Below are 20,671 nucleotides of genomic sequence, written 5' to 3'. Positions count from 1 at the left end.
GGTCCGAACCGCGTCGGTCCGCAGGGCTTTCTGCAGTGGCTGGCCGACGGCGTGAAGCACGTCTGCAAGGAAGACATCATCCCTGACGAGTCAGACCCGCCGCTGTTCAAGATGGCGCCTTACCTGGTGATGCTTGCATTCACACTGCCGTGGGCGGTGATGCCGTTCTCGTCGTCGCTGATACTGGCCGACCTGAACGTCGGCATCCTCTACATGACGTCGGTCACCGCGCTTACGGTGGTCGGCGTGCTGATGGCGGGATGGGCGTCGAATGACAAATGGTCGCTAATCGGCGGAATCCGATCGGCGGCGCAAATAGTCAGTTACGAGATACCCGCGGGGCTCTCGATTTTCCCGGTCGTGCTGATGACCGGCACGCTGTCGATGCAGGGAATCATCCGCGCGCAGGGTTGGGCGCCGCAGCATTGGTTTCTGTTCGCCAATCCGTTCACCTTCGTCGCAGCCAACATCCTCTATATATCGGCTCTTGCCGAGGGTAATCGCACGCCATTCGATTTGCCCGAAGCCGAATCTGAGTTGGTCGCAGGTTTCGCGACTGAGTACAGCGGGATGCGCTACCTGTTCTTCTTCATGGCGGAATGGGGAAACTTATTTATCATCGGCGCGATAATCGCGACCTTGTTCCTCGGCGGCTGGCAGTTCCCGCACGTGACGAACAGTGTAGTCGCGATGAATATACTTCAAGCGATCACCTTCAACGTCAAAGTACTATTCCTGGTGTTCGTCTCGATGTGGATACGCGCAACGCTGCCGCGAGTGCGTATCGATCAGCTGATGACTCTTTGCTGGAAATACTTCGTACCAATTTCGTTTGTGAATATGATTGGAACCGCAGTGTGGGTAGCTATTTGGCCCGACGGCAACTCACTAATGGGCTATATCATGTTGGCCGGAGCGATCGCGCTCGGCGCAGTATTCACTCAGCGGGTTATATACTATCTCAAGCGTTCGCGGATGGAAGTTTACTTCAATCCGACTATATAGAGGCTATTGATGAGCGCGGTTTCTGAGTACGTAGGAAATATAAAAGACGCAGTCACGAGCATCTTCGAGGGCATGGCGGTGACGGCGTCGCATTTCATGCGCAAGCCGTACACGGTACAGTATCCCGATCGAATGCCGGTGCGCGTGCAGGACACGCTGCCGTTCCGCTACCGGGGAATCCTCGAAGTGGATCTCGAAATCTGCACGGGATGCCTGGCGTGCGAGCGCGCGTGTCCGATCGATTGCATCGTAATCGTTGTGGACAAGGACCCGCAGACGCGGCAGATGCTGCTGTCGCAATTCGATATCGACATCGCAAAGTGCATGTACTGCGGGCTTTGCAGCGAGCCGTGCCCGACCGGCTCGATCCATCATACGACGGAATTCGAGGGCGCCGACTATTCGCTCGAGAGCCTGATTCGCCGCTTCGTCAAGGATCCGGTGATGGCGTACAAGCCCAAGAAGGGGCCAGAGACTGATCCGCAAATCGCGCCGATTCTGAATCGCGGCATGACCTACCTCGATCAATGGGCGCAACCAGGCGGCGAAAAGCCGGCCGCCGAAGAAGAGCCCGCGTAACGCGCGCGGCTTGCCAACAACCCGGGGAAGATCGAATCGATGCTCGCACAGGTAATATTCTATGCGCTAGCCGCGCTGACTGTAGGGTCGGCGATGTTAGTAGCGTTCTCGCGCAACATAGTATATTCGACATTCGCGTTGCTCGGCGCGTTCATGGGCGTAGTAGGTATTTACATTTTGCTCGCGGCGGACTTTGTCGCGATGGTCCAGCTACTCGTTTACGTCGGCGGAATTTTGGTACTGACTATCTTCGCGGTTATGCTCACGGCGGGAATCGGGGACGTCACCGTATCGAATCGCGCAGTCGGAACGGGGGCTGGCATCTTCACAGTGGGTATCGCCGGGCTGGTGATGCTGTACGCGATCGAGCGGACGCAATGGCATCAGGTGGCCGCAGTCACGCCCGCGCCGACCACCTATGCGATCGGAAACGCGTTCCTTGGTGATTACGTGTTGCCGTTCGAGGTCGCATCGCTGGTGCTGTTGGCGGCTCTGATCGGAGCTATCGTCATTTCGCGTCACGAAGCGCGGGAGTAGGGGAGTGGGAGAATCGGGATGGGCGGGGGAATAATGCTTAACCATTTCCTGGTGCTTAGCCTGATCGTATTTTCGCTCGGGCTGTTCACGGTTCTGACGCGCCGAAACGCGATCGGAATCCTGATGGGCGTCGAGCTGATTCTCAACTCCGCCAATATCAACTATCTTGCGTTCGCGTTTTACGGCGGCGGGAAATACGATGGGCAGATTTTTGCGATTTTCGTAATCATGCTGGCGGCCGCCGAGGCGGTCATCGGACTGGCTGTCGTGCTCGCGATTTATCAGAACTTCAAGACGATTGACGTCGATGCGACCGAGACCCTGCGTGGATAGCTGAGCAGCGAAACAATGGATCATCCGATTCCGGTTACGTTCATTCGATTGATCGTGTTGCTGCCGCTGATTGGCGCGACTATCAATTTTCTTGCCGGCGCGTGGCTGCAGAAGACGTTCGGCAAGCGCGCGATCAGCCTGGTCGGATGCGGTGTCGTGCTCGCAGCGTTCCTGCTGGCGGCCCGCGCGTTTTACTACATGCTGAATATGCCGCCGGAAAACCGGTTCATGCTCGACGACTTGTGGAAGTGGTTCGACGTCGGTGGACTCAATCTCGACATCGCGTTCTGGCTCGATCCGCTGTCGATGCTTATGACGCTGATCATCACCGGCGTCGGCGGCCTCATCCACATCTACTCGACCGGCTACATGCACGATGACGACGGCTACTGGCGATTTTTCGGATGGCTCAACCTGTTCACCTTCGCGATGCTGGTGCTGGTGTTGGGCGACAACATGTGGCTGATGTTCGTCGGCTGGGAAGGCGTCGGGCTGTGCTCGTTCGCGCTGATCGGCTTCTGGTACAAGGTCCAGGCGAACACGAGCGCCGGCAACAAGGCCTTCATCGTAAATCGCGTCGGAGACCTCGCATTCGTGATTGCGCTCTACAGTTTATTCGCTGGCCTGCAGGCGCTCGGGCATCCGACCCTGGTGACGCGCGAGGTCGCTCACTACGCTCCGCTGCTCACAGGAGTGCCGATAAATTTCGCCGGCTACAGCTCGGCTCATCAGCTGGTTGGTTTCGTCACACTGCTGATGTTCATTGGCGCGACCGGAAAGTCGGCGCAGATTCCGCTGTACGTCTGGCTGCCGGACGCGATGGCCGGTCCGACTCCGGTCAGCGCGCTGATCCATGCCGCGACGATGGTCACGGCCGGCATCTACATGGTGGCGCGCCTCAACTTTTTATTTTCGATGTCGCCGTTCACGATGGGCGTGATCGCGCTGGTCGGCGGAGCGACGGCACTGTTCGCCGCGACGATAGGCGTCGCGCAAAACGACATCAAGAAAGTCCTCGCGTACTCGACCGTGAGCCAGCTCGGCTACATGTTCGCGGCGCTGGGCGTCGGCGCGTACGCGGCCGGCGTGTTCCACCTGATGACGCATGCGTTCTTCAAGGCATGCCTATTTTTAGGATCGGGTTCCGTCATCCACGCGATGGGCGGCGAGCAGGACATGCGCAAGATGGGCGGCCTGCGCCACAAGATGCCGATAACCTTCTGGACCTTCGTGGCTGCGACCTTCGCGCTCTGCGGCATTTTTCCGTTCGCCGGTTTCTTCTCCAAGGACGAGATCATCTGGCAGGCGTTCTCGCATGGGCACTTCCTCGTGTGGGCGTTCCTGCTGCTCGGCGCCGGATTCACCGTCTTCTATATGTCGCGCCAGGTGTACATGACTTTCTTCGGTGAGTTCCGCGGCACGCACGAGCAGGAACATCACCTGCACGAATCGCCGCCATCAATGGCATACGTGCTCATCGTTCTTGGCGCCCTTTCGGTGATCGGCGGATGGTTGAAGTGGCCGGAATTCATGGTCTCGTTCAAACCGTTCGAAGAATTCCTGGATCCGATCTTCAGCTCTGAGGTGACTCGCCGCGTAACCGAAGCTGGAATCCATAACCACGGCATCGAAGCGGGATTCGCAGTCATCACAGTTATAGTTGTTATCGCCGGATGGTACCTTGCCGACCTGATGTACCGTCAGCACAGGCTGGACCCCGCGCGCTTCAGTGAAATGTTCGGCGGAGTGCCCTACGAATGGGTATACAACAAATACTACGTCGATGAATTTTACGATCGAGCAGTAGTACAGCCGTACCTATTCGCGACGCGGGCACTGGCATGGTTCGATACTAACATTATCGACGGATTCGTGAATCTCGCGGCTCGGATTGTAGTATTCGTCTCGTGGCTGTCCGGACTATTCGACCATTACGTAGTCGATTGGCTGGTGAACTTCGCCTCGAATGTGACCTACAACGTCGGCGGCAGGCTGCGACGGCTGCAAACCGGCTCGATCAACGGATACCTGTACGGAATTCTGGCCGCGGTCATGCTGATACTGCTCGCACGCGCGGTCGCACGAACATGACGCCCTATCAAGACCAACGGGAAGAGCGAAACTGAAATGAGCCACGCGCTTACGCTGATAACTTTTGTTCCGATCGCCGGGATGGTGCTGATTCTCGCGCTGCCCGACTCGATGAAGCCGGCGTTCAAGTGGATCGCGGTCGCGGCAACAATACCGCAACTCCTGATAGCCGCTTGGCTGTACGAAAACTTCGACACTACCACCAGCGCAGTGCAGTTCGCCGAGAAAGCGTCGTGGATGCCCGCGTACCACATTAGCTACTTCATCGGCGTCGACGGCATCAGCATCTCGATGGTCCTGTTGACCGCTCTCATCATGTTCATCTCGGTGTTCGCGAGCTTCGGCATCAATCGCGCGGAGAAGGGTTACTATGCGATGCTACTGATGCTGGACACGGGCATGATGGGCGTCTTCGTGTCGCTCGATTTTTTCCTCTTCTATATTTTCTGGGAAGTGATGCTGCTGCCGATGTACTTTCTCATCGGCATATGGGGCGGTCCGCGCCGCGAGTACGCCGCGATCAAGTTCTTTCTCTACACACTACTCGGTTCAGTACTCATTCTGCTGGCGATGCTCGGACTGTATTACTACGGCGCGACTCCGACCTTCGATCTGACTGAGTTGGCGGCGAACTCAAGTCATTACTCAATGCATTTTCAGGAAATAGCATGGATCGCGCTATTCATCGGTTTCGCGATCAAGATTCCGGCGTTCCCGTTCCATACCTGGCTGCCCGACGCGCACGTCGAAGCCCCAACTGCTATCTCGGTGATTCTTGCGGGCGTGCTGCTGAAAATGGGCACCTACGGAATTTTGCGCGTCAACTTTGCGGTGCTGCCTGCCGCCAGCTACCAGCTCGCGTGGCTGTTTCTCGGTGTGATCGGCACTATCAACATAGTATACGGCGCGATGTGCGCGATGGCACAGACTGACTATAAGAAGTTGATTGCCTATTCGTCGATTAGCCACATGGGTTATGTGATGCTCGGGCTGGCTGCCTTTACGGCGGCGGGAATCAACGGTGCCGTTCTGCAGATGTTCAATCACGGCACGATTACCGCGATGCTCTTTATCCTGGTCGGTGTGATTTACGATCGCGCGCACCATCGCGAGATAAATGGCTTCGGCGGCTTGGCGCAGCAGATGCCGATATACACTGCGATCACCGGCTTCGCGTTTTTCGCCGGCATGGGACTGCCTGGCATGTCCGCCTTCATTTCAGAAGTGCTGGTGCTCCTCGGCGCGTGGCAAACACATCCGATCATGGTGGCGTTCGGCGCGGCGACCGCGATTCTCACCGCGGGCTACCTGCTGTGGACGTTCCAGCGAATATACCTCGGGCCGCTGAACGAGAAGTACAAAGACTTTAAGGACTTGTCTTTCCGCGAGGCCTTCACTCTCGTGCCGCTCGGCATCATTGTGCTGATACTCGGCGTCTATCCGCATGCGATTCTCGGCCTCCTCAACACCTCGCTGGTGCATCTCAACCAGGTTGTGCTGTCGACCTCGGGCGCGGCCGTCGCGATGCTTCACTAGTGCCCGGCAGGAATTAGATGGACCTCGGAAACCTCGCGAGCCTGCAACATTTCATGCCGGAGATGGCCCTCGCGGCCGGAGTTCTGGCGATCGTGATCATCGATCTGATCGTACTCGACAAGTCGCCTATCGGCGCAGTGGCGCTGATTGTCGCCGCCGTCGCGCTAATCCGGCTCGGGATAGAACCGGCGTTGCCAGGTGGCGCGTGGCTGTTTCATCGGATGCTCGTGTTCGATTCGTTCGCGATTTACTTCCGCGTGTTAATCGCTCTGGCCGCCGTCGTCGCCATCTGGATGTCGATGGGCTCCGAGGAAGTGAAGAACTGCGATCAGGGAGAGTACTACGCGATCCTGCTCGCGAGCACATTCGCGATGTTCCTGATGGCGGAGTCGGCGAACCTGCTGATGGCGTACCTGGCGCTCGAGTTCGTCAGCCTGACCTCGTACATCCTGACGGGATTCTTGCGGCACAACCGGCGCTCGCTTGAAGCCGCGCTCAAGTATTTGATCTACGGCGGCGTCGCGTCGGGCACGATGATTTATGGCATGAGCTGGATTTTCGGAATCACCGGCTCACTCGACTTCAGCGTGATCAACAAGGCGCTGTCGACGCCAGCGCATCTGCCTGTCCTCGCAGTGTTCATCGCGTTGGTGCTGATTCTGACCGGGATGGGTTACAAGGTGTCGTCGGTTCCGTTCCACATGTGGGCGCCCGACGTTTACACCGGCGCGCCAATTCCGATCACGACCTTCCTCGCGATCGGATCTAAAGCGGCCGGCTTCGCGCTGCTGACGCGCTTTTTCTTTCCTGCGATTTCGCATCTGGCAGCGGGCGGAAGCTGGACTGCACTCGCCGGCGTCGATTGGCCGCAACTGCTGCTCTTCGTCTGCATCATCACGATGACGCTCGGCAACCTTGCCGCCCTGCAGCAAACCAACATGAAGCGGCTGCTGGCGTATTCGAGTATCGCACAGGCGGGATACGCGCTGATGGGATTCGTGGTGCTGTCCAACGACGGCATCCGCGCAATGCTCTTCTACCTGTTCGCTTACTACGTAATGGATGCGGGTGCGTTCCTGGTCGTGATGATCGTCGCGAACTCGACCGGGCGCGAGGACGTCGAGGCCTACCGCGGCCTGGCGTGGCGCGGCGGAATCGTTCCTGCACTCGCACTGACTATCTTCCTTTTTTCATTAACCGGAATACCGTTGACGGTCGGATTCATCGGCAAATTCTATTTGTTCGCCGCAGTGATTAAAGGTCAGTTCTACATATTGGCTATTGTCGGAATACTCAATTCGGTAGTGTCTTTGTATTACTACTTGAAGCCGATTCGCATGATGTTCTTCGAGCAGCCGCGCGGCGACGAGGGCACCGTCCGCTTCGAGGCCTGGAATTATGGCCTGATGGGAGTGCTGGCCTGCGCGACGATAGTGTTTGGGTTGTACTGGTCGCCGATCATCTCGTTCGCAAATAGGTCGATCAGTTTTTTCACCGGACCAACTTGATTGCTTCTTTTTTTATTGGTCATTCTGAGCGCAGCAAAGGATCTCGCGCGTAGCGCGTGCCCCACTGACGCCGCACGTAAGAACGTCCGGCGAGATTCTTCGCCGCAACGGCTCAGAATGACGGACTTGCTCAGCGCGCTATTCGAAAACTATTGTGCGGTTGTGATGCAGTAGCACCTGTTTCTTCAGGTGGGCGCGCACCGCCTTCGCCAGCACCATCACTTCCAGATCCTTGCCCTTGCGCGCGAGGTCCGCGACGGTGTCGCGATGCGTCATCGGCGTGGTGGCTTGCGCGATTATCGGGCCGGCGTCGAGCTCTTCGGTTACGTAATGCGCGGTGGCGCCGATCAGTTTGACGCCTTTGTCGTGTGCCTGTTTGTGCGGGCGCTGTCCCGCGAAGGCGGGCAGGAAGCTGTGGTGGATGTTGACGATCGGTTTGCCCCATGCCCGAAGAAACTCGCCCGATAGCACCTGCATGTAGCGCGCGAGCACGACAGTGTCGGCGCGCAGCTCGCCCAGATGCTTCAGCAGGGCGGCTTCGGAGTCGCCTTTGCCATTCTTTGGAACCGGAATCACCTTGAACGGAACTTCGAACGGGCGCACCAGCGATTCCAGATCAGGATGATTGCTGACGACCCCGACCACGTCACCGTCCAGCTCGCCGACATGATGCCGGCTCAGCAGATCGATCATGCAGTGCGGCAGCCGCGAGACCATAATCACGATGCGATCGCGTCGGGCGGCGTCGAATAGAATCCACTTCAGGCGCTCCCAGGGCAGCAGCGACGTCATCGAAGCGTCGAGTTCTTTCGACAGCTCGCTCACCGGCAGTCGCAAACTTTCGAAATGGATGCGCCAGAAGAAATGGCCGTCCTCGTCGTCGGAGTATTGGTCAGAAGTGATAATATTGCAGCCGAGTGTGTAAAGGTGGCCGGCGACTTTCGCGATGAGGCCGGGGCGGTCGATGCATGAGATGAGGAGGGTAGCTTTGCCTGCTGCCACGCTGGTTTCTCCGGAAGGCGTATAGTCAGTCCAAATACTAATGGCTCAGCACGCAAATAGACAAACCGAAGGCGGCGGAATTTTGTACGTAGTTGCGACGCCGATCGGAAATCCCGATGACATTTCCGCGCGCGCGATTCGCACTCTCGCAGAAGTCAGTCTGATTGCATGCGAGGACACGCGCCGCACCGGACAGTTGCTCGCGCGTCATCAGATTGGTACGCCCACGGTGAGTCATTTCGAGCACAACGAGGATCGCCGCGTGCCGGAGCTGGTCGAGCGGTTGAAGGCGGGCGAAAAAATCGCGCTCGTCACTGACGCCGGCACGCCCGCAATTTCGGATCCCGGCTTTCGCCTGGTGCGCGCTGCGTTGGAGGCGAATCTCCGCGTAGTCGCGATCCCCGGAGCGTCGGCCGTGATCGCGGCATTGTCGATTGCCGGAATTCCGACCGACAGGTTCACCTTCGAGGGATTTATTCCGACACGCGACGCCGCGCGGGCTAAAGCGCTGGAGGATCTGCGTCGCGAGCCGCGCACTATAGTTTTTTACGAGGCCGCGCGCCGTGTCGCTGACACGCTGGCCGCGATGGCGACCGCATTTGGAGAATCGCGCGACGCGGCTGTTGTCTGTGAAATCACCAAGACTTACGAACGGACGATTCGCGGGACGCTGGGCGAGCTCGAACAGCGCTTTCGCGCGACCCCCGCGCTCGGTGAGATCGTGATCGTCGTGGCGGGCGCTTCGGATGAAGCGAGCAGAAATGCGGATGCGGGATCGGTCGCGATTGATCTGCGGGAAGCGCTCGAAGTCTTGCGCGAAGCGGGACTTGGCTTGAAACAGGCGAGCGCTGTGATTGCAAAACTTACCGGGATTGCTCGTCGCGAAGTGTACCAGAATGCGCTCAAATCGCGCGATGACCAGTCAAGTGATGACTGACCGGTGGACAGCATTAGAGGGCCGTGCTTGCAGTCGCTTTCAGGGTGCGGTTCAATGAAAGGTGGTGCGGGGAAGGTGACGAGGGTTAAAGCAGGGCAAGTAGCCGATCGAGCCGCAACCGGCGGCGTGAGTGGCCTGATCGCAGTGCTGGTCGTTCATGGACCTAACCTCAATTTGCTCGGCGAACGCGAGCCCGAAGTCTACGGCCGGACCCGCCTGGCTGATATCGACAAGGAACTGAAAAGCCTGGGACGCGAACTCGAAATGAAGGTTGAGACGTTTCAGTCGAACAGCGAGGGCGGGATCGTCGATCGAATTCAGCAGGCCCGCGGCAAGTGTGACGTATTGTTGATCAATCCTGGCGCATACACGCATACCAGCGTTGCGATTCGCGACGCGATCGCGGCCGTGAATATTCCGGTGATCGAGGTGCATCTGTCGAACGTGTATCGGCGCGAGCCGTTTCGGCATCATTCGACGATTGCAGATATCGCGCATGGCCGAATTATGGGATTTGGCGCCGAGAGCTACAGCCTGGCTCTCAGAGCGGCGCGCACGATTGTCGAGGAGTCGCGCCGACGGAGTGTGTAACGCCATGGCGGGCAACGAACCAGAGCGCGGCCGATCCGCGATTGCAGCAAGACACGGAGACGGGATGGAAGTACGCGAACTAAAGACCCTGCTGGTCCTGATGCGCGATTACGGGCTGGTCGAACTCGAAATTGAGGACAAGAAGGGCAAGGTGCGGCTGGTGCGCGGCGGCGGTCGCGCGTCGGTCGACCAGACCGAGTCCGGCTCGGAGGCGCATATCGCGGCGCGCGCGTCTTCGCCCATCAAGATGGCGACCCGCCATGTCGAGGCGACCGCGGAAGAAGGCTCGAAGGCGGCGGGAAAAGTCGACCTCGCGCCGAATCAGAAATTGATCGAAAGCCCGATGGTCGGGACGTTCTATCGCGCCGCCTCGCCCGACGCTGCCCCGTTCGTCGAAGAAGGATCGTCGGTCCGCAAGGGCCAGCCGCTCTGCATAATCGAGGCGATGAAGATGATGAACGAGATCGAATCGCCGGCCGCGGGGCGGGTGATCAGAATCCTCGCCGAGAATGGAAATCCAATAGAGTACGGTCAACCCTTGATGATCATCGAAGTGATCTGAAAGGGCGGAGCGCTCGCCGATGTTCAAAAAACTGCTGGTCGCAAATCGCGGGACAATCGCAATCCGGATAATTCGCGCGTGTCGCGAGCTGGGGATTCAGACGGTCGCGGTTTACTCGACGGCGGATAAAAATGCGCTGCACGTGCGGATGGCCGATGAGTCGGTATGTATCGGCCCGCCTGCAGCTGAAGACAGCTATCTCAACATCCCCGCGATTCTCAGCGCCGCGACGACCTTCGGCGCCGACGCGGTCCATCCGGGTTACGGCTTTCTGTCCGAGAATGGCGACTTCGCCGAGGCGTGTCAGAAGTCAGGGCTGAACTTCGTCGGTCCGCGCGCGCGTCATATCAGGCTGATGGGCGACAAGCCACGCGCTCGACGAATCATGAAGCGCGCGGGCGTACCCGTCCTGCCCGGCAGCGAGGGCACCGGAGTAACTGAATTGCGCGAGGCGCAGGTCGACGCGAAACGCCTCGGCTACCCGGTTCTGATCAAGGCGGCTGCCGGCGGCGGCGGCAAGGGCATGCGAGTCGTTCGCAACGCAGACGAGTTGACGCGTTTGTTTGCGCTGGCGCAGGGCGAATCAGAAGCATCCTTCAGCTCGAAGAAAATGTACCTCGAGAAATATCTCGAGCGTGCGCGTCACGTCGAGTTTCAGATTCTTGCCGACTTGCAGCGCAACGCGATTCATCTTGGCGAGCGCGACTGCTCGATTCAGCGGCGTCATCAGAAGGTCGTCGAGGAGTCGCCGTGCCCGATTCTGACCCCGCGCCTGCGCGAGAAGATGGGCAAGGCTGCTGTGCGCGCGGCTGAAGTCGTCGGCTACTCGAACGTCGGCACGGTGGAATTTCTGCTCGCTGGCAGTGGCGAGTTTTATTTTATCGAGATGAACACCCGCATCCAGGTCGAGCACGGCGTCACCGAGATGGTCACGGGCGTTGACCTGGTGAAAGAAAGTATCCGCATGGCGATGGGCGAGAAGCTCGCGCTCAAGCAGCGGCAGGTGACCTTCGAGGGCGCCGCGATGGAATTTCGCATCTACGCCGAGGATCCCGAGCGGGGCATTCCTTCCCCCGGCGTCGTGACCAATCATCATACTCCCGGCGGTCTCGGCGTCCGCGTCGAGACTGCGCTGTACGACGGCTATCGCGTGCCGGTGCAATACGATCCGCTCATCGCGAAGCTGATCGTTCATGCCGAGACTCGCCCCGAAGTGATCGCGCGCGCGAAGGCTGCCCTGCGCGAGTACGTGGTCGACGGCATCAAGACCAACATCCCGTTGCATCTGAAAATTCTGCACGACCCGGATTTCAACCGCGGCGAATTCGCGACCGACTTTCTAAGCCGCTACGAGCCGGCCCGTCGCGACGCCGCGCAACACCCTCCGGTAAGCAAGGCCTCTTGACCGCAACGCTCCGCGCCATGCTTGATAGGATGACGGCTCGAGGCGCGACCGCCTCGCCACGAGTCACATGACTAACTTGAAAAAAATAAAACTTGCTCTCATTGCACTGACAATCGGATTGCTCGCATGCGCGCCCACGTTCGCGCAGGACGGCATGAACCCTCTTATTCCCAGCGGCAACGGCGCGCCGCCGGGCCAGGTGCCCAAGGCCGTTCCTTCCGATCCTCTGTACGATTTTGGCAGCGCGCTCGAAGGCACGATGGTCAAGCACACCTTCTCCATCAAGAACACTGGCCAAGGCTACCTCGATATTCAAGGCGTGAAGACTTCATGCGGATGCACCACCGGCGATCCTTCGAAGATGCACGTCGCGCCCGGCGACACCACTGATATCGCCGTCGCCTTCGACACCCATTTTCAGAAGGGCCACCAGGTGCGCACCATCACCGTCTCCACCAACGATCCCAACAATCCGCAAGTAGCACTGACCGTGCAGGGGATCGTCAAGAAGCAGGTCGAGGCGGTGCCGGGCGAAGTCGCCTTTGGCGACGTGAAACGCGGGACCGAAGAAACCAAGGAGCTGCTGGTTAACGATTTGAATCCGGGCAAGGGCACGTTCTCGGTCGGCCCGGTCAGCAACTCGAGTTCAAATATAAAGGTCGAGCAGGACAAGCGCCCTGACGGCAAGCCCGGCGCACTGATTAAGGTAACGCTCCTTAAGACGATGCCGGTGGGTCCGTTCGACGACTCGATCAAAATCACCACCAACCGCGTGCCGCTGCAGGTCGACGTGTTCGGCAACGTGACCGGCGATTTGAATATCGATCCGGCGCAGGTCTCATTCGGGATTGTCCCGCGCGGCCAGGACATCGTGCGAATCTTCAAGCTGAGCAACCAGGGTCCGCATCCCATAAAGGTGCTCGACGTCGCCAGCAGCAGCCCCGCCGTCGCCGCGACCGCCGAACCAGTAACTCCAGGCAAGGAATATAAGGTTACGGTAACACTGCGCCACGGCACTCCCGACGGCCAGCTGCGCGGCAACCTGACGATAAAAACCGACGACCCCGACCAGGCCACCCTGAACGTCCCGTTCTACGCAATAATAGGCCAGTTCAAGACCTAACCTGTCTCGCGTCACCCGCCCCTGAGAGCAAAGTAGCGCGCCGCGCGCAACTTTGCGCTTTACACTGGGTGCAGGGGTCACCCCTGCCGCCCGCCGCGCAGGCGATTATTCCGGCTGCTTGCTGGAAAGATGCCCCCGCTTGTTTCACAGCCTTTGGGGTTCCTATATTCATTCATGGCTCGGCACGAAAAATCGGGGATCATTTCCTGGTTGCTGGACCGGATGAGCGAATGGGCCGTCGGTCTGCTCACCAAGCCGATAAAAACTTACGCGCTCCACATCCCGAACGACATTGCCGCGCTCAAGCGTCACATTCGCAAAGGCGACGTCATTTTGATCGAGGGAAACGAACGCATCAGCGAATGCATCAAATATCTGACCCAAAGTTCGTGGTCGCATTCCGCGTTGTACGTCGGTGACGAGCCGATTCGCCGCAATCCCGCGATGAAGGCGCCGCTGGTCGCGCAATTCGGCGAGGAAGCGAACTTCCTGCTGGTCGAGGCGATCGTCGAGGCCGGCGTCGTGCTCTCGCCGCTCACAAAATATCGCGACTTCAATATCCGCGTATGCCGCCCGTTCAACCTGTCCTCGGCCGACTTGGCCGACGTGATGGACGAGGCGATTCGCAGCGTCGGCGACACCTACGATTTGCGCAACGTGATCGATCTTGCGCGCTACTTCCTGCCGGTGAGCCTGGTGCCCGCGCGCTTTCGCCGCCAGGCGCTCCAGTTCGGCAGTGGCGAGCCGACGCGAGTGATTTGTTCGAGCGTGATCGCGTCATCATTCCATCGCGTGAAGTTCCCGATCGTGCCGGCCTACGAGCAGTTGCCGCCTCAGACTGTCCCCGAGCCTCCGCGGCGCAAGCTATGGCCAATAGGCTCGAGGTCGACCACCGGCGCGCTGCAATACGGCGCCCTCAGGATGGTCTCGCCGACTTTGGTCACGCCGCGCGATTTCGATCTTTCGCCCTATTTCGAAATCGTCAAATTCAATATCATCGAGGACATGCGTTTCGACTATCACAAGATTTTGTGGGCCGAGGACGCACCGCCCGCGCCCGTCAAAAAGGGCGCCTGAACGGGGAAACACCAGCACTATCTGAGCCAGGGGAGCGATCCAGTGAACAAGGAAAACGAACAACAGCATCCAGCGGGCCGCCGCGAACTTCTCGAAAAAACGATTGCGAAAATTCTACATCGCCATTGCAACTTCGGTTGGGCCAACTACTACATCCCAAGCGAAAAATTCCCCAGCCTGATCGAAGAGCTGGTCGAAGTGATGAGCCCCGGCGGCCAGGCCGGCCACGACGAGTTGGTGCAATTCTTCCTCGGCGTCCAGCGCCTGTCATCGATTCAGGAGCGAGTAACAAAACTCGAGCAGGAGTTTTCAGTCTACAAACGCGGCTAAGGCAACGCCTTTAATTCAGTCGTCTTTTGCCCGGTGTCATCCCGAGCGTAGCCGAGGGACCCGGATCTTTCTCGCCGCGAACTCGCGCACCCCAACCATGGTGCGATCGATGTGAACGCCGGATGATCCGAGCGTTTCGCTTGAGCCGTGGTTGAGGGTGCAGCGGCCAGCACCGCAAAAGATCCGGGGTCCCTCGGCTACGCTCGGGATGACACAAGAAGGGCAAATGACAAAAGAAACTGGATTCAGCAGCCGCTTGATATTACAAGTTGGCCTGACGAACGCAATTTCAGATGGAGGCGGATTCCATGGACGCACTTGAAGCTATCCTCTCACGCAAGGTGCAGCGCGTGTTTGCTGACAAACCGGTCGAGCGTGAAAAACTTTCGAAGATCGTCGACGCCGGCCGTCATGCGATGAGCGCGCGCAACATGCAGCCGTGGCAGTTCGTCGTTATTCAGAATCGCGATACGTTAAAGGAGATCGGCGCGCTGTGCTCGACCGGCAAGTTCGTCACCGACGCGCCGTCGGCGATCGTCGTGTTCAAGGACGTCGCTAATGCGCGATGGGCCGACGTCGATTGCGCGCAAGCGGTCCAGAACATGGCAGACGCCGGATGGGCGCTCGGCCTCGGCACCTGCTGGGTCGGCAACTTCGACGCGGCAAAGATCGGCGCGATGCTCGGGGTCAAGGACGGATGGGCAATCTTCACGATCCTGCCGTTCGGCTACGCCGACCCGAAGAATCCACCGCAGGCGAAGCCGCTCAAAACGCGCACCGAGGTAGTGCATTATGAGCGCGTGGGAAATCCCAAGCCGTAGAGATCTGATAGAGTCTCAATACCGAAAGAAGGAAATTTGATGCCGATAAAACAGCAAGTCCCACCCGAAGCATACGAAACGCTGATGCAGAATCCCGACGCGCTCTACCTCGACGTTCGCACCGAAGGAGAATTCGCAGCGGGACACGCCGCCGGCGCAATCAATATTCCGGTGATGGTTGCGAAGGGTCCGGGGCAGATGCAGTTGAATCTCGACTTTATCGAAGTCGCCGAGAAGGTACTTCCTAAAGACAAGAAACTCGTCGTCGGATGCATGTCGGGCGGACGCTCGCAGCGCGCGTGCGAGATGCTCGAAGATGCCGGCTTCACCGACCTGACGAACGTTGTCGGCGGCTTCGGCGGCCAGCGCGACGCGTCGGGCAGAGTCGTCGTCGCAGGATGGAAGGAAGCGGGACTGCCGCTGACCACTGACCTCGGCGACGCCGCGTACGCCGCGCAGAAAGCGAAGGCTGGAGTCTGATGGCGATTCGTCTCAGCCGAATCTACACGCGCACCGGCGACAAGGGACAGACCGCACTGGTCGGCGGCAAGCGCGTGCCCAAGGAGAGTGCGCGGCTGGAGGCCTACGGCACGATCGACGAGTTGAATTCGATCGTCGGGATCGTTCGCACGTATTTGCCGCAATATCGCGAGGGTTTCGGCGCTGACTTCGAGCCCTATTCGGAATCGTTGCGGCGGATACAGAACGAACTCTTCGACGTGGGCAGCGAACTCGCGACACCGCCCGACGGCGAGTATCCGCAGATGCATAAGATGGGCGCCGGCGAAATCAAGAAACTCGAACAAGAGATGGACGCGATGGAGAAGGAGCTCGAGCCGCTGAAATCATTCACGCTCCCCGGCGGTGGCGTGCTCAACGCGTTCCTGCATCAGGCGCGCACGGTCTGCCGGCGTGCCGAGCGCGTCTGCTGGCGCCTCAAGCGCGACGAAGACATCAACGACAATCTCATCATCTACGTGAACCGGCTGAGCGACCACCTGTTCGTGCAGTCGCGATGGGTCGCGAAGCGGCTGGGCGAGCCCGAATTTCTATGGGACCGCGCGCTGCGAATCGAAGAGGAAGAAAAGTCGGCGCGCGCAGCGAAGGACAGATCGAATCGAGGCGCGAAATCCTGAGCGAGGAAATCCTGCGATGGCTGATACTTCAAAACTCTATCTTCGACAGGCGCAGATCGGTCCGATGGCGAATTTCGTTTACCTGGTCGGCGATCCCGCCTCGCGCAAGCTCGCGGTCGTCGATCCCGCGTGGGACGTCGAGGCGATTCGGAAATTCGCCGAGTCCGAGGGTTACGACATCGAAAAAATTCTGATCACGCACTATCACCCCGATCACCTGGGCGGGCACATGATGGGCCAGAATATCGAGGGCTCCGCCAAGATGCTCGAAAACGTCAAGGCCAAGGTCTACGTGAACAAGCATGAGGCCGAGGGCGTCAAGCAGGTCGCGGGTTTGTCGGACTCCGATATGGTCAAGGTCGACGCGGGCGACACGATTAAGGTCGGCGATCTCGAGCTGAAGTTCCTGCACACTCCCGGGCATACGCCGGGCTCGCAGTGCTTCCTGGTCGACGACAACCTGATCTCCGGCGACACGCTGTTCGTCAACTCGTGCGGGCGCGTGGACCTGCCGGGATCGGATCCCGAGGCGATGTATCACAGCCTGAACGATACGCTGCGCAATCTCGACGACGCGACGGTGGTGTATCCGGGGCACGCGTACTCGTCGGAATCGAGCACGACCATAGGCGACCAGAAGCGTCACAACATGTACATGCGATTTCCGACGCTCGACGATTTCCTCGACGCGATGGGCTACGCGCGCCGTTAACTCATCTCCGAAGTATGGGCGACAAGAGCAGCTCACGAATCGAGTTGGCGGATCTTCCCGCCGACTTCGCGCCCGAAGGCGTGCCATACGCCGTCCTCGTGCCGCCCGCCTACAACGAAAACGACGGCGGTGCATTTCCGCTGTGCCTCTTGCTGCACGGTGGTGGTGGCAACCGCGAGAACCTCGCCGCGCTGAAGCCTCTGTTTGATCGGTGGTGGACGGCCGGAATAATGCCGCCGATGGTTATCGCGTCGGCCAGCACCGGCGCGATGAGTTACTACCTCGACCATCCTGACGGTAGCGCGCGTTGGGAGTCCCTGATCGCGGAGGAGTTTCTGGCGCGGCTTCGCGACAACTACAACGCGGGACAGGACCGCGCCTCGACGTTCATCGCGGGAATCTCGATGGGCGGCTACGGAGCTTTGAAGATTGCGTTCGCGAGACCGGATCGGTTTGCCGCGGTGGCCGCGATACAGCCGCTGCTCGAACCCGGCTTTCGCGACGCGGAAATCGGCGCGCGAAATCGACTCCATCATGGCGTCGGTGGCCCGCGCGAGTTGCTCGGTGAGAATCGCGACCCGTTGTTGTTCGAGGCGAACAATCCAGCCAGCCGCGCTCGCGCCAACGCGCTATTGATTCGCGAATCCGGACTCGCGATTTTTCTCGAAGTCGGCGACGAGGATTTTCTCAATGCGCACGATGGCACCGAATTTCTGCATCGCGTGCTGTGGGACCTCGATATCGCGCACGAGTACCGCCTGATTCGCGGCGCCGATCACGGCGGGCCAACGTTCGTGCCAAGAATCCGCGATGCCTTCGCGTGGCTCGGCTCGGTGATAGTTGAGCAGCGCGCGGCGTCCGAGGAACCGTCTGCCGATGAACGCGCGGTGAGCGAATGGGTGAGTCACGGACTTACTGGTAACCCGCCGCCGGTCGATCCGGGCAGCAAGGCCTTCATCACGATGCTTCGTGCGCAGCTGAAGCCCGTGCGCGATCAGGCCGCCAAGACTGATCCTTCGACGCTCAAGCGTTACGGCGTGCTGCCGAAAACGAATTAGCAGTTATGGCTCAGGATCCGCACAGTCTCGCCGCGGAAGCTGAAAAGCTGCGAGGCGAGATCGACCGCGCGAATTATCGCTACTACGTCCTCGACGATCCGCAAATTTCCGACGCCGAATACGACAAGCTGATGCGCCGGCTCGAGGCGATCGAGCGCGAGCATCCGGATCTCGCGACGCCCGATTCGCCCACGCAGCGTGTGGGTGCGGCGCCGAGCGAAAAATTCGGCGTAGTGGTGCATCGGCGGCCGATGATGTCGCTCGGCAACGCGATGGACGCCGAGGAGATGCGCGAGTTCGACAAGCGCATCAGGCGGTTGCTGAAATCCGACGCGGACATCGAGTACGTAGCCGAAGTCAAGCTCGACGGACTCGGCATCGAGCTGGTCTACGACGACGGGCGGCTGACGGTTGGCTCGACCCGGGGTGACGGAATCAACGGCGAAGACGTCACGCAGAATATCCGCACGATTAAGAGCGTGCCGCTGAGACTGCAGCATCCTGAGCATGGAAAAATCCCGCGCGTCCTGGAAGTGCGCGGCGAAGTGATCATTCCGCGGAAGGCATTTGCGAAGATGAACCAGGAGCGCGACGAGGCCGGCGAGCCGGTGTTCGCGAATCCTCGCAACGCAGCGGCGGGCGCGCTGCGCCAGCTCGATCCGAAGATCACAGCGTCGCGGCCGCTCGACGCTTTTCTTTACGCGCCCGGCGTGATCGAGGGCGCCACTTTCAAATCGCAATGGGAATTTCTGCAAGCGATCAAAGCGCTCGGGCTCCGCGTAAATCCGCTGTCGCGCGTATGCAACGGTATCGACGCGGTGCTCGACTACTGGAACGAGATCACCGAAAAGCGCCACGAGCTGGACTTCGAGGCCGACGGCGTCGTCGCCAAGGTGAACTCCTACGCGCTCCAGGAGCAGCTCGGCGAGGTTTCGCGATCGCCGCGCTGGGCGATTGCGTACAAGTTCAAGGCGCAGCAGGCGGAGACAGTGGTCGAGAAAATCGACGTGCAGGTCGGGAGGATCGGATCGCTCACGCCGGTCGGCAAGCTTCGGCCCGTGCAGCTCGCGGGCGTGACGATTTCGAACACTTCCCTGCACAACCTCGACGAGATTCGGCGCAAGGATATCCGCGAGCGCGACACCGTGCTGATTGAGCGGGCCGGCGACGTGATTCCGTACGTGATTCGCGTGACCAAGGAAGGGAGTCCGCGCGCGAAGCCGTTCGAGATGCCGACGAATTGCCCGGTGTGCAACGCGGCAATCGTGCATGAGGAAGGCGAGGTCGGTTACTTCTGCGTCAACGCGAATTGTCCGGCGCGGATGCGCGAATCAATTCGTCATTTCGCATCGAAATATTGCCTCGATATCGAAGGGCTGGGCGATAAGCTCGTTGGGCAACTCGTCGAGAAGGGACTGGTGAAGGAGCTCGACGATCTGTTCGGGCTCACCAAGGATCAACTCTCGGGCCTCGAGCGAATGGCCGACAAGAGCGCGCAGAACGTGCTCGATGCGATCCAGAAAGCGCGCAAGACTACACTCGACCGGTTTATCAACGGGCTCGGGATTCGACACGTCGGCGAGCATACCGCGCGACAACTAGCGTTGAAGTTCAAGACGATGGACGCGCTCGCGGATGCGTCTGAGGACGATCTGCTTGGCGTGCGAGATATCGGCAATGAAGTTGCGCACAGCATCCGCGAGTACTTCGACGAGCCGCGAAACCTGAAAGCCGTCAAGCGGCTCATCAAATTGCTGGACGTCGAAGTACCGGCCGTCGTGGAAGGGCGGGGCGCATTGCGCGACAAAACTTTCGTGCTCACTGGTACGCTCGAATCGATGACGCGTGAAGAGGCCGAGCGCAGAATCATGGCGGCTGGGGGTCGAGTCACATCGTCAGTCAGCCGCAAGACCGACTTCGTAGTTGCGGGCGCCGAGCCAGGATCCAAGCTGAAGAAGGCCCAGGACCTAGGAGTGCGAGTGCTTGATCAGAAAGGTCTCGAATCGGTTCTCGCAGGAACGATTTGACAACTCAAAGCAAAAAAGAGCGCGCGAGATTGCATCTAATCATCAGTGGGAGAGTGCAGGGAGTCGGGTTTCGGTTTTCCGCCTATGATGAGGCGAAAGAACTTGCACTTGCCGGATACGTGCGCAATCTGCCCAATGGAGACGTCGAAATCGTCGCGGAAGGGAGCCGTGAGAACTTGCAAATGCTTGCAGCCTGGGCACATCTGGGGCCACCGTCGGCGCACGTAGCCGAGGTACGCGAAGAGTGGTCGGATTTCACAGGGGAATTTACCGATTTTCAGATTCGCTGATTGTTGCAGGC

The 20,671-nt window shown here is 59.4% G+C and carries 22 protein-coding genes; 21 read left to right on the top strand and 1 reads right to left on the bottom strand.

What is annotated here, in order from left to right:
* The 7 genes from WB650_RS22740 to WB650_RS22710 all read left to right on the top strand — a co-directional run.
* Window positions 1-1,005: complex I subunit 1/NuoH family protein (locus tag WB650_RS22740; RefSeq protein ID WP_423962157.1), on the top strand; the 1,005-nt coding region annotated here is incomplete at its 5' end.
* A gap of 9 nt (window positions 1,006-1,014) precedes the next feature.
* On the top strand, window positions 1,015-1,584 hold the full coding sequence (locus WB650_RS22735; RefSeq protein WP_422303730.1) for a 4Fe-4S binding protein: 570 nt from the start codon (window positions 1,015-1,017) through the stop codon (window positions 1,582-1,584).
* 39 nt (window positions 1,585-1,623) lie between these two features.
* Window positions 1,624-2,121 (top strand): NADH-quinone oxidoreductase subunit J, encoded by a 498-nt coding sequence (locus WB650_RS22730; RefSeq protein ID WP_422303731.1) that lies wholly within the window; start codon window positions 1,624-1,626, stop codon window positions 2,119-2,121.
* A gap of 18 nt (window positions 2,122-2,139) precedes the next feature.
* A complete protein-coding gene (nuoK, locus tag WB650_RS22725) occupies window positions 2,140-2,454 on the top strand; it encodes an NADH-quinone oxidoreductase subunit NuoK (RefSeq protein ID WP_422303732.1) in 315 nt (104 codons plus the stop codon).
* 15 nt (window positions 2,455-2,469) lie between these two features.
* Complete coding sequence (gene nuoL / locus WB650_RS22720; RefSeq protein ID WP_422303733.1) at window positions 2,470-4,545, top strand: NADH-quinone oxidoreductase subunit L; 2,076 nt, start codon at window positions 2,470-2,472, stop codon at window positions 4,543-4,545.
* 36 nt (window positions 4,546-4,581) lie between these two features.
* Window positions 4,582-6,081 carry a complex I subunit 4 family protein gene (locus WB650_RS22715; protein WP_422303734.1) on the top strand — a complete coding sequence of 500 codons (1,500 nt, stop codon included), beginning with the start codon at window positions 4,582-4,584 and terminating at the stop codon, window positions 6,079-6,081.
* Between the two features lie 17 nt (window positions 6,082-6,098).
* Window positions 6,099-7,589 (top strand): NADH-quinone oxidoreductase subunit N, encoded by a 1,491-nt coding sequence (locus WB650_RS22710; RefSeq protein ID WP_422303735.1) that lies wholly within the window; start codon window positions 6,099-6,101, stop codon window positions 7,587-7,589.
* Window positions 7,590-7,727: 138 nt separating this feature from the next.
* Here WB650_RS22710 and purU read toward each other — a convergent pair whose 3' ends face one another.
* Window positions 7,728-8,591, bottom strand: a complete 864-nt coding sequence (gene purU / locus WB650_RS22705) for a formyltetrahydrofolate deformylase (protein WP_422303736.1) — start codon at window positions 8,589-8,591, stop codon at window positions 7,728-7,730.
* Window positions 8,592-8,631: 40 nt separating this feature from the next.
* Between purU and rsmI the strand changes: the two genes are divergently transcribed.
* From rsmI to WB650_RS22635, 14 genes are all read left to right on the top strand, one after another.
* Window positions 8,632-9,528, top strand: coding sequence for a 16S rRNA (cytidine(1402)-2'-O)-methyltransferase (gene rsmI / locus WB650_RS22700; protein WP_422303737.1), 897 nt, complete (start codon window positions 8,632-8,634; stop codon window positions 9,526-9,528).
* Window positions 9,529-9,666: 138 nt separating this feature from the next.
* Entirely contained in the window at window positions 9,667-10,119 is a 453-nt protein-coding gene (aroQ, locus tag WB650_RS22695; RefSeq protein WP_422303741.1) for a type II 3-dehydroquinate dehydratase, read from the top strand.
* A 4-nt stretch (window positions 10,120-10,123) separates the two neighbouring features.
* The gene (gene accB, locus WB650_RS22690) at window positions 10,124-10,681 is read left to right on the top strand and encodes an acetyl-CoA carboxylase biotin carboxyl carrier protein (protein WP_423962153.1); all 558 of its coding nucleotides are present in this window, start codon (window positions 10,124-10,126) and stop codon (window positions 10,679-10,681) included.
* Window positions 10,682-10,700: 19 nt separating this feature from the next.
* Window positions 10,701-12,086: an acetyl-CoA carboxylase biotin carboxylase subunit gene (gene accC, locus WB650_RS22685; protein ID WP_422303739.1), complete on the top strand. Its 1,386-nt coding sequence runs from the start codon at window positions 10,701-10,703 to the stop codon at window positions 12,084-12,086.
* A 76-nt stretch (window positions 12,087-12,162) separates the two neighbouring features.
* Window positions 12,163-13,209, top strand: a complete 1,047-nt coding sequence (locus WB650_RS22680; RefSeq protein ID WP_422303740.1) for a DUF1573 domain-containing protein — start codon at window positions 12,163-12,165, stop codon at window positions 13,207-13,209.
* Window positions 13,210-13,383: 174 nt separating this feature from the next.
* Complete coding sequence (locus WB650_RS22675) at window positions 13,384-14,286, top strand: YiiX/YebB-like N1pC/P60 family cysteine hydrolase (protein WP_423962151.1); 903 nt, start codon at window positions 13,384-13,386, stop codon at window positions 14,284-14,286.
* 42 nt (window positions 14,287-14,328) lie between these two features.
* Window positions 14,329-14,616, top strand: a complete 288-nt coding sequence (locus WB650_RS22670; RefSeq protein WP_422291814.1) for a hypothetical protein — start codon at window positions 14,329-14,331, stop codon at window positions 14,614-14,616.
* A gap of 308 nt (window positions 14,617-14,924) precedes the next feature.
* A complete protein-coding gene (locus WB650_RS22665) occupies window positions 14,925-15,437 on the top strand; it encodes a nitroreductase family protein (RefSeq protein ID WP_422307789.1) in 513 nt (170 codons plus the stop codon).
* Between the two features lie 39 nt (window positions 15,438-15,476).
* Window positions 15,477-15,917 carry a rhodanese-like domain-containing protein gene (locus tag WB650_RS22660; RefSeq protein ID WP_422307787.1) on the top strand — a complete coding sequence of 147 codons (441 nt, stop codon included), beginning with the start codon at window positions 15,477-15,479 and terminating at the stop codon, window positions 15,915-15,917.
* Window positions 15,917-16,573 (top strand): cob(I)yrinic acid a,c-diamide adenosyltransferase, encoded by a 657-nt coding sequence (locus WB650_RS22655; protein WP_422307785.1) that lies wholly within the window; start codon window positions 15,917-15,919, stop codon window positions 16,571-16,573. Before WB650_RS22660 ends, WB650_RS22655 begins: the two co-directional genes overlap by 1 nt.
* 16 nt (window positions 16,574-16,589) lie before the next feature.
* Entirely contained in the window at window positions 16,590-17,285 is a 696-nt protein-coding gene (locus WB650_RS22650) for an MBL fold metallo-hydrolase (RefSeq protein WP_422307782.1), read from the top strand.
* 14 nt (window positions 17,286-17,299) lie between these two features.
* Entirely contained in the window at window positions 17,300-18,343 is a 1,044-nt protein-coding gene (locus WB650_RS22645; RefSeq protein ID WP_422307780.1) for an alpha/beta hydrolase, read from the top strand.
* A 5-nt stretch (window positions 18,344-18,348) separates the two neighbouring features.
* Complete coding sequence (ligA, locus tag WB650_RS22640; RefSeq protein WP_423962148.1) at window positions 18,349-20,370, top strand: NAD-dependent DNA ligase LigA; 2,022 nt, start codon at window positions 18,349-18,351, stop codon at window positions 20,368-20,370.
* Window positions 20,367-20,660 carry an acylphosphatase gene (locus tag WB650_RS22635; RefSeq protein ID WP_423962146.1) on the top strand — a complete coding sequence of 98 codons (294 nt, stop codon included), beginning with the start codon at window positions 20,367-20,369 and terminating at the stop codon, window positions 20,658-20,660. Before ligA ends, WB650_RS22635 begins: the two co-directional genes overlap by 4 nt.
* The last annotated feature ends 11 nt before the right edge of the window (window positions 20,661-20,671 follow it).

It is taken from the genome of Binatus sp. (SeqCode), from assembly GCF_049584895.1.
In the GTDB taxonomy this organism is placed as follows: Bacteria; Desulfobacterota; Binatia; order Binatales; family Binataceae; genus Binatus.
Note: the sequence above shows the minus strand (reverse complement) of the source record. Positions and strands in the feature narration are given on the sequence as shown.

Bases quoted from the DNA above. Each gene is read 5' to 3' on its own strand.
- WB650_RS22645 (WP_422307780.1), top strand. From the start codon at position 17,300: ATGGGCGACAAGAGCAGCTCACGAATCGAGTTGGCGGATCTTCCCGCC.
- nuoL (WP_422303733.1), top strand. From the start codon at position 2,470: ATGGATCATCCGATTCCGGTTACGTTCATTCGATTGATCGTGTTGCTG.
- WB650_RS22665 (WP_422307789.1), top strand. From the start codon at position 14,925: ATGGACGCACTTGAAGCTATCCTCTCACGCAAGGTGCAGCGCGTGTTT.
- WB650_RS22715 (WP_422303734.1), top strand. From the start codon at position 4,582: ATGAGCCACGCGCTTACGCTGATAACTTTTGTTCCGATCGCCGGGATG.
- WB650_RS22675 (WP_423962151.1), top strand. From the start codon at position 13,384: ATGGCTCGGCACGAAAAATCGGGGATCATTTCCTGGTTGCTGGACCGG.
- WB650_RS22655 (WP_422307785.1), top strand. From the start codon at position 15,917: ATGGCGATTCGTCTCAGCCGAATCTACACGCGCACCGGCGACAAGGGA.
- ligA (WP_423962148.1), top strand. From the start codon at position 18,349: ATGGCTCAGGATCCGCACAGTCTCGCCGCGGAAGCTGAAAAGCTGCGA.
- WB650_RS22730 (WP_422303731.1), top strand. From the start codon at position 1,624: ATGCTCGCACAGGTAATATTCTATGCGCTAGCCGCGCTGACTGTAGGG.
- accC (WP_422303739.1), top strand. From the start codon at position 10,701: ATGTTCAAAAAACTGCTGGTCGCAAATCGCGGGACAATCGCAATCCGG.
- WB650_RS22660 (WP_422307787.1), top strand. From the start codon at position 15,477: ATGCCGATAAAACAGCAAGTCCCACCCGAAGCATACGAAACGCTGATG.
- WB650_RS22735 (WP_422303730.1), top strand. From the start codon at position 1,015: ATGAGCGCGGTTTCTGAGTACGTAGGAAATATAAAAGACGCAGTCACG.
- accB (WP_423962153.1), top strand. From the start codon at position 10,124: ATGGCGGGCAACGAACCAGAGCGCGGCCGATCCGCGATTGCAGCAAGA.
- rsmI (WP_422303737.1), top strand. From the start codon at position 8,632: ATGGCTCAGCACGCAAATAGACAAACCGAAGGCGGCGGAATTTTGTAC.
- WB650_RS22710 (WP_422303735.1), top strand. From the start codon at position 6,099: ATGGACCTCGGAAACCTCGCGAGCCTGCAACATTTCATGCCGGAGATG.
- nuoK (WP_422303732.1), top strand. From the start codon at position 2,140: ATGGGCGGGGGAATAATGCTTAACCATTTCCTGGTGCTTAGCCTGATC.
- WB650_RS22650 (WP_422307782.1), top strand. From the start codon at position 16,590: ATGGCTGATACTTCAAAACTCTATCTTCGACAGGCGCAGATCGGTCCG.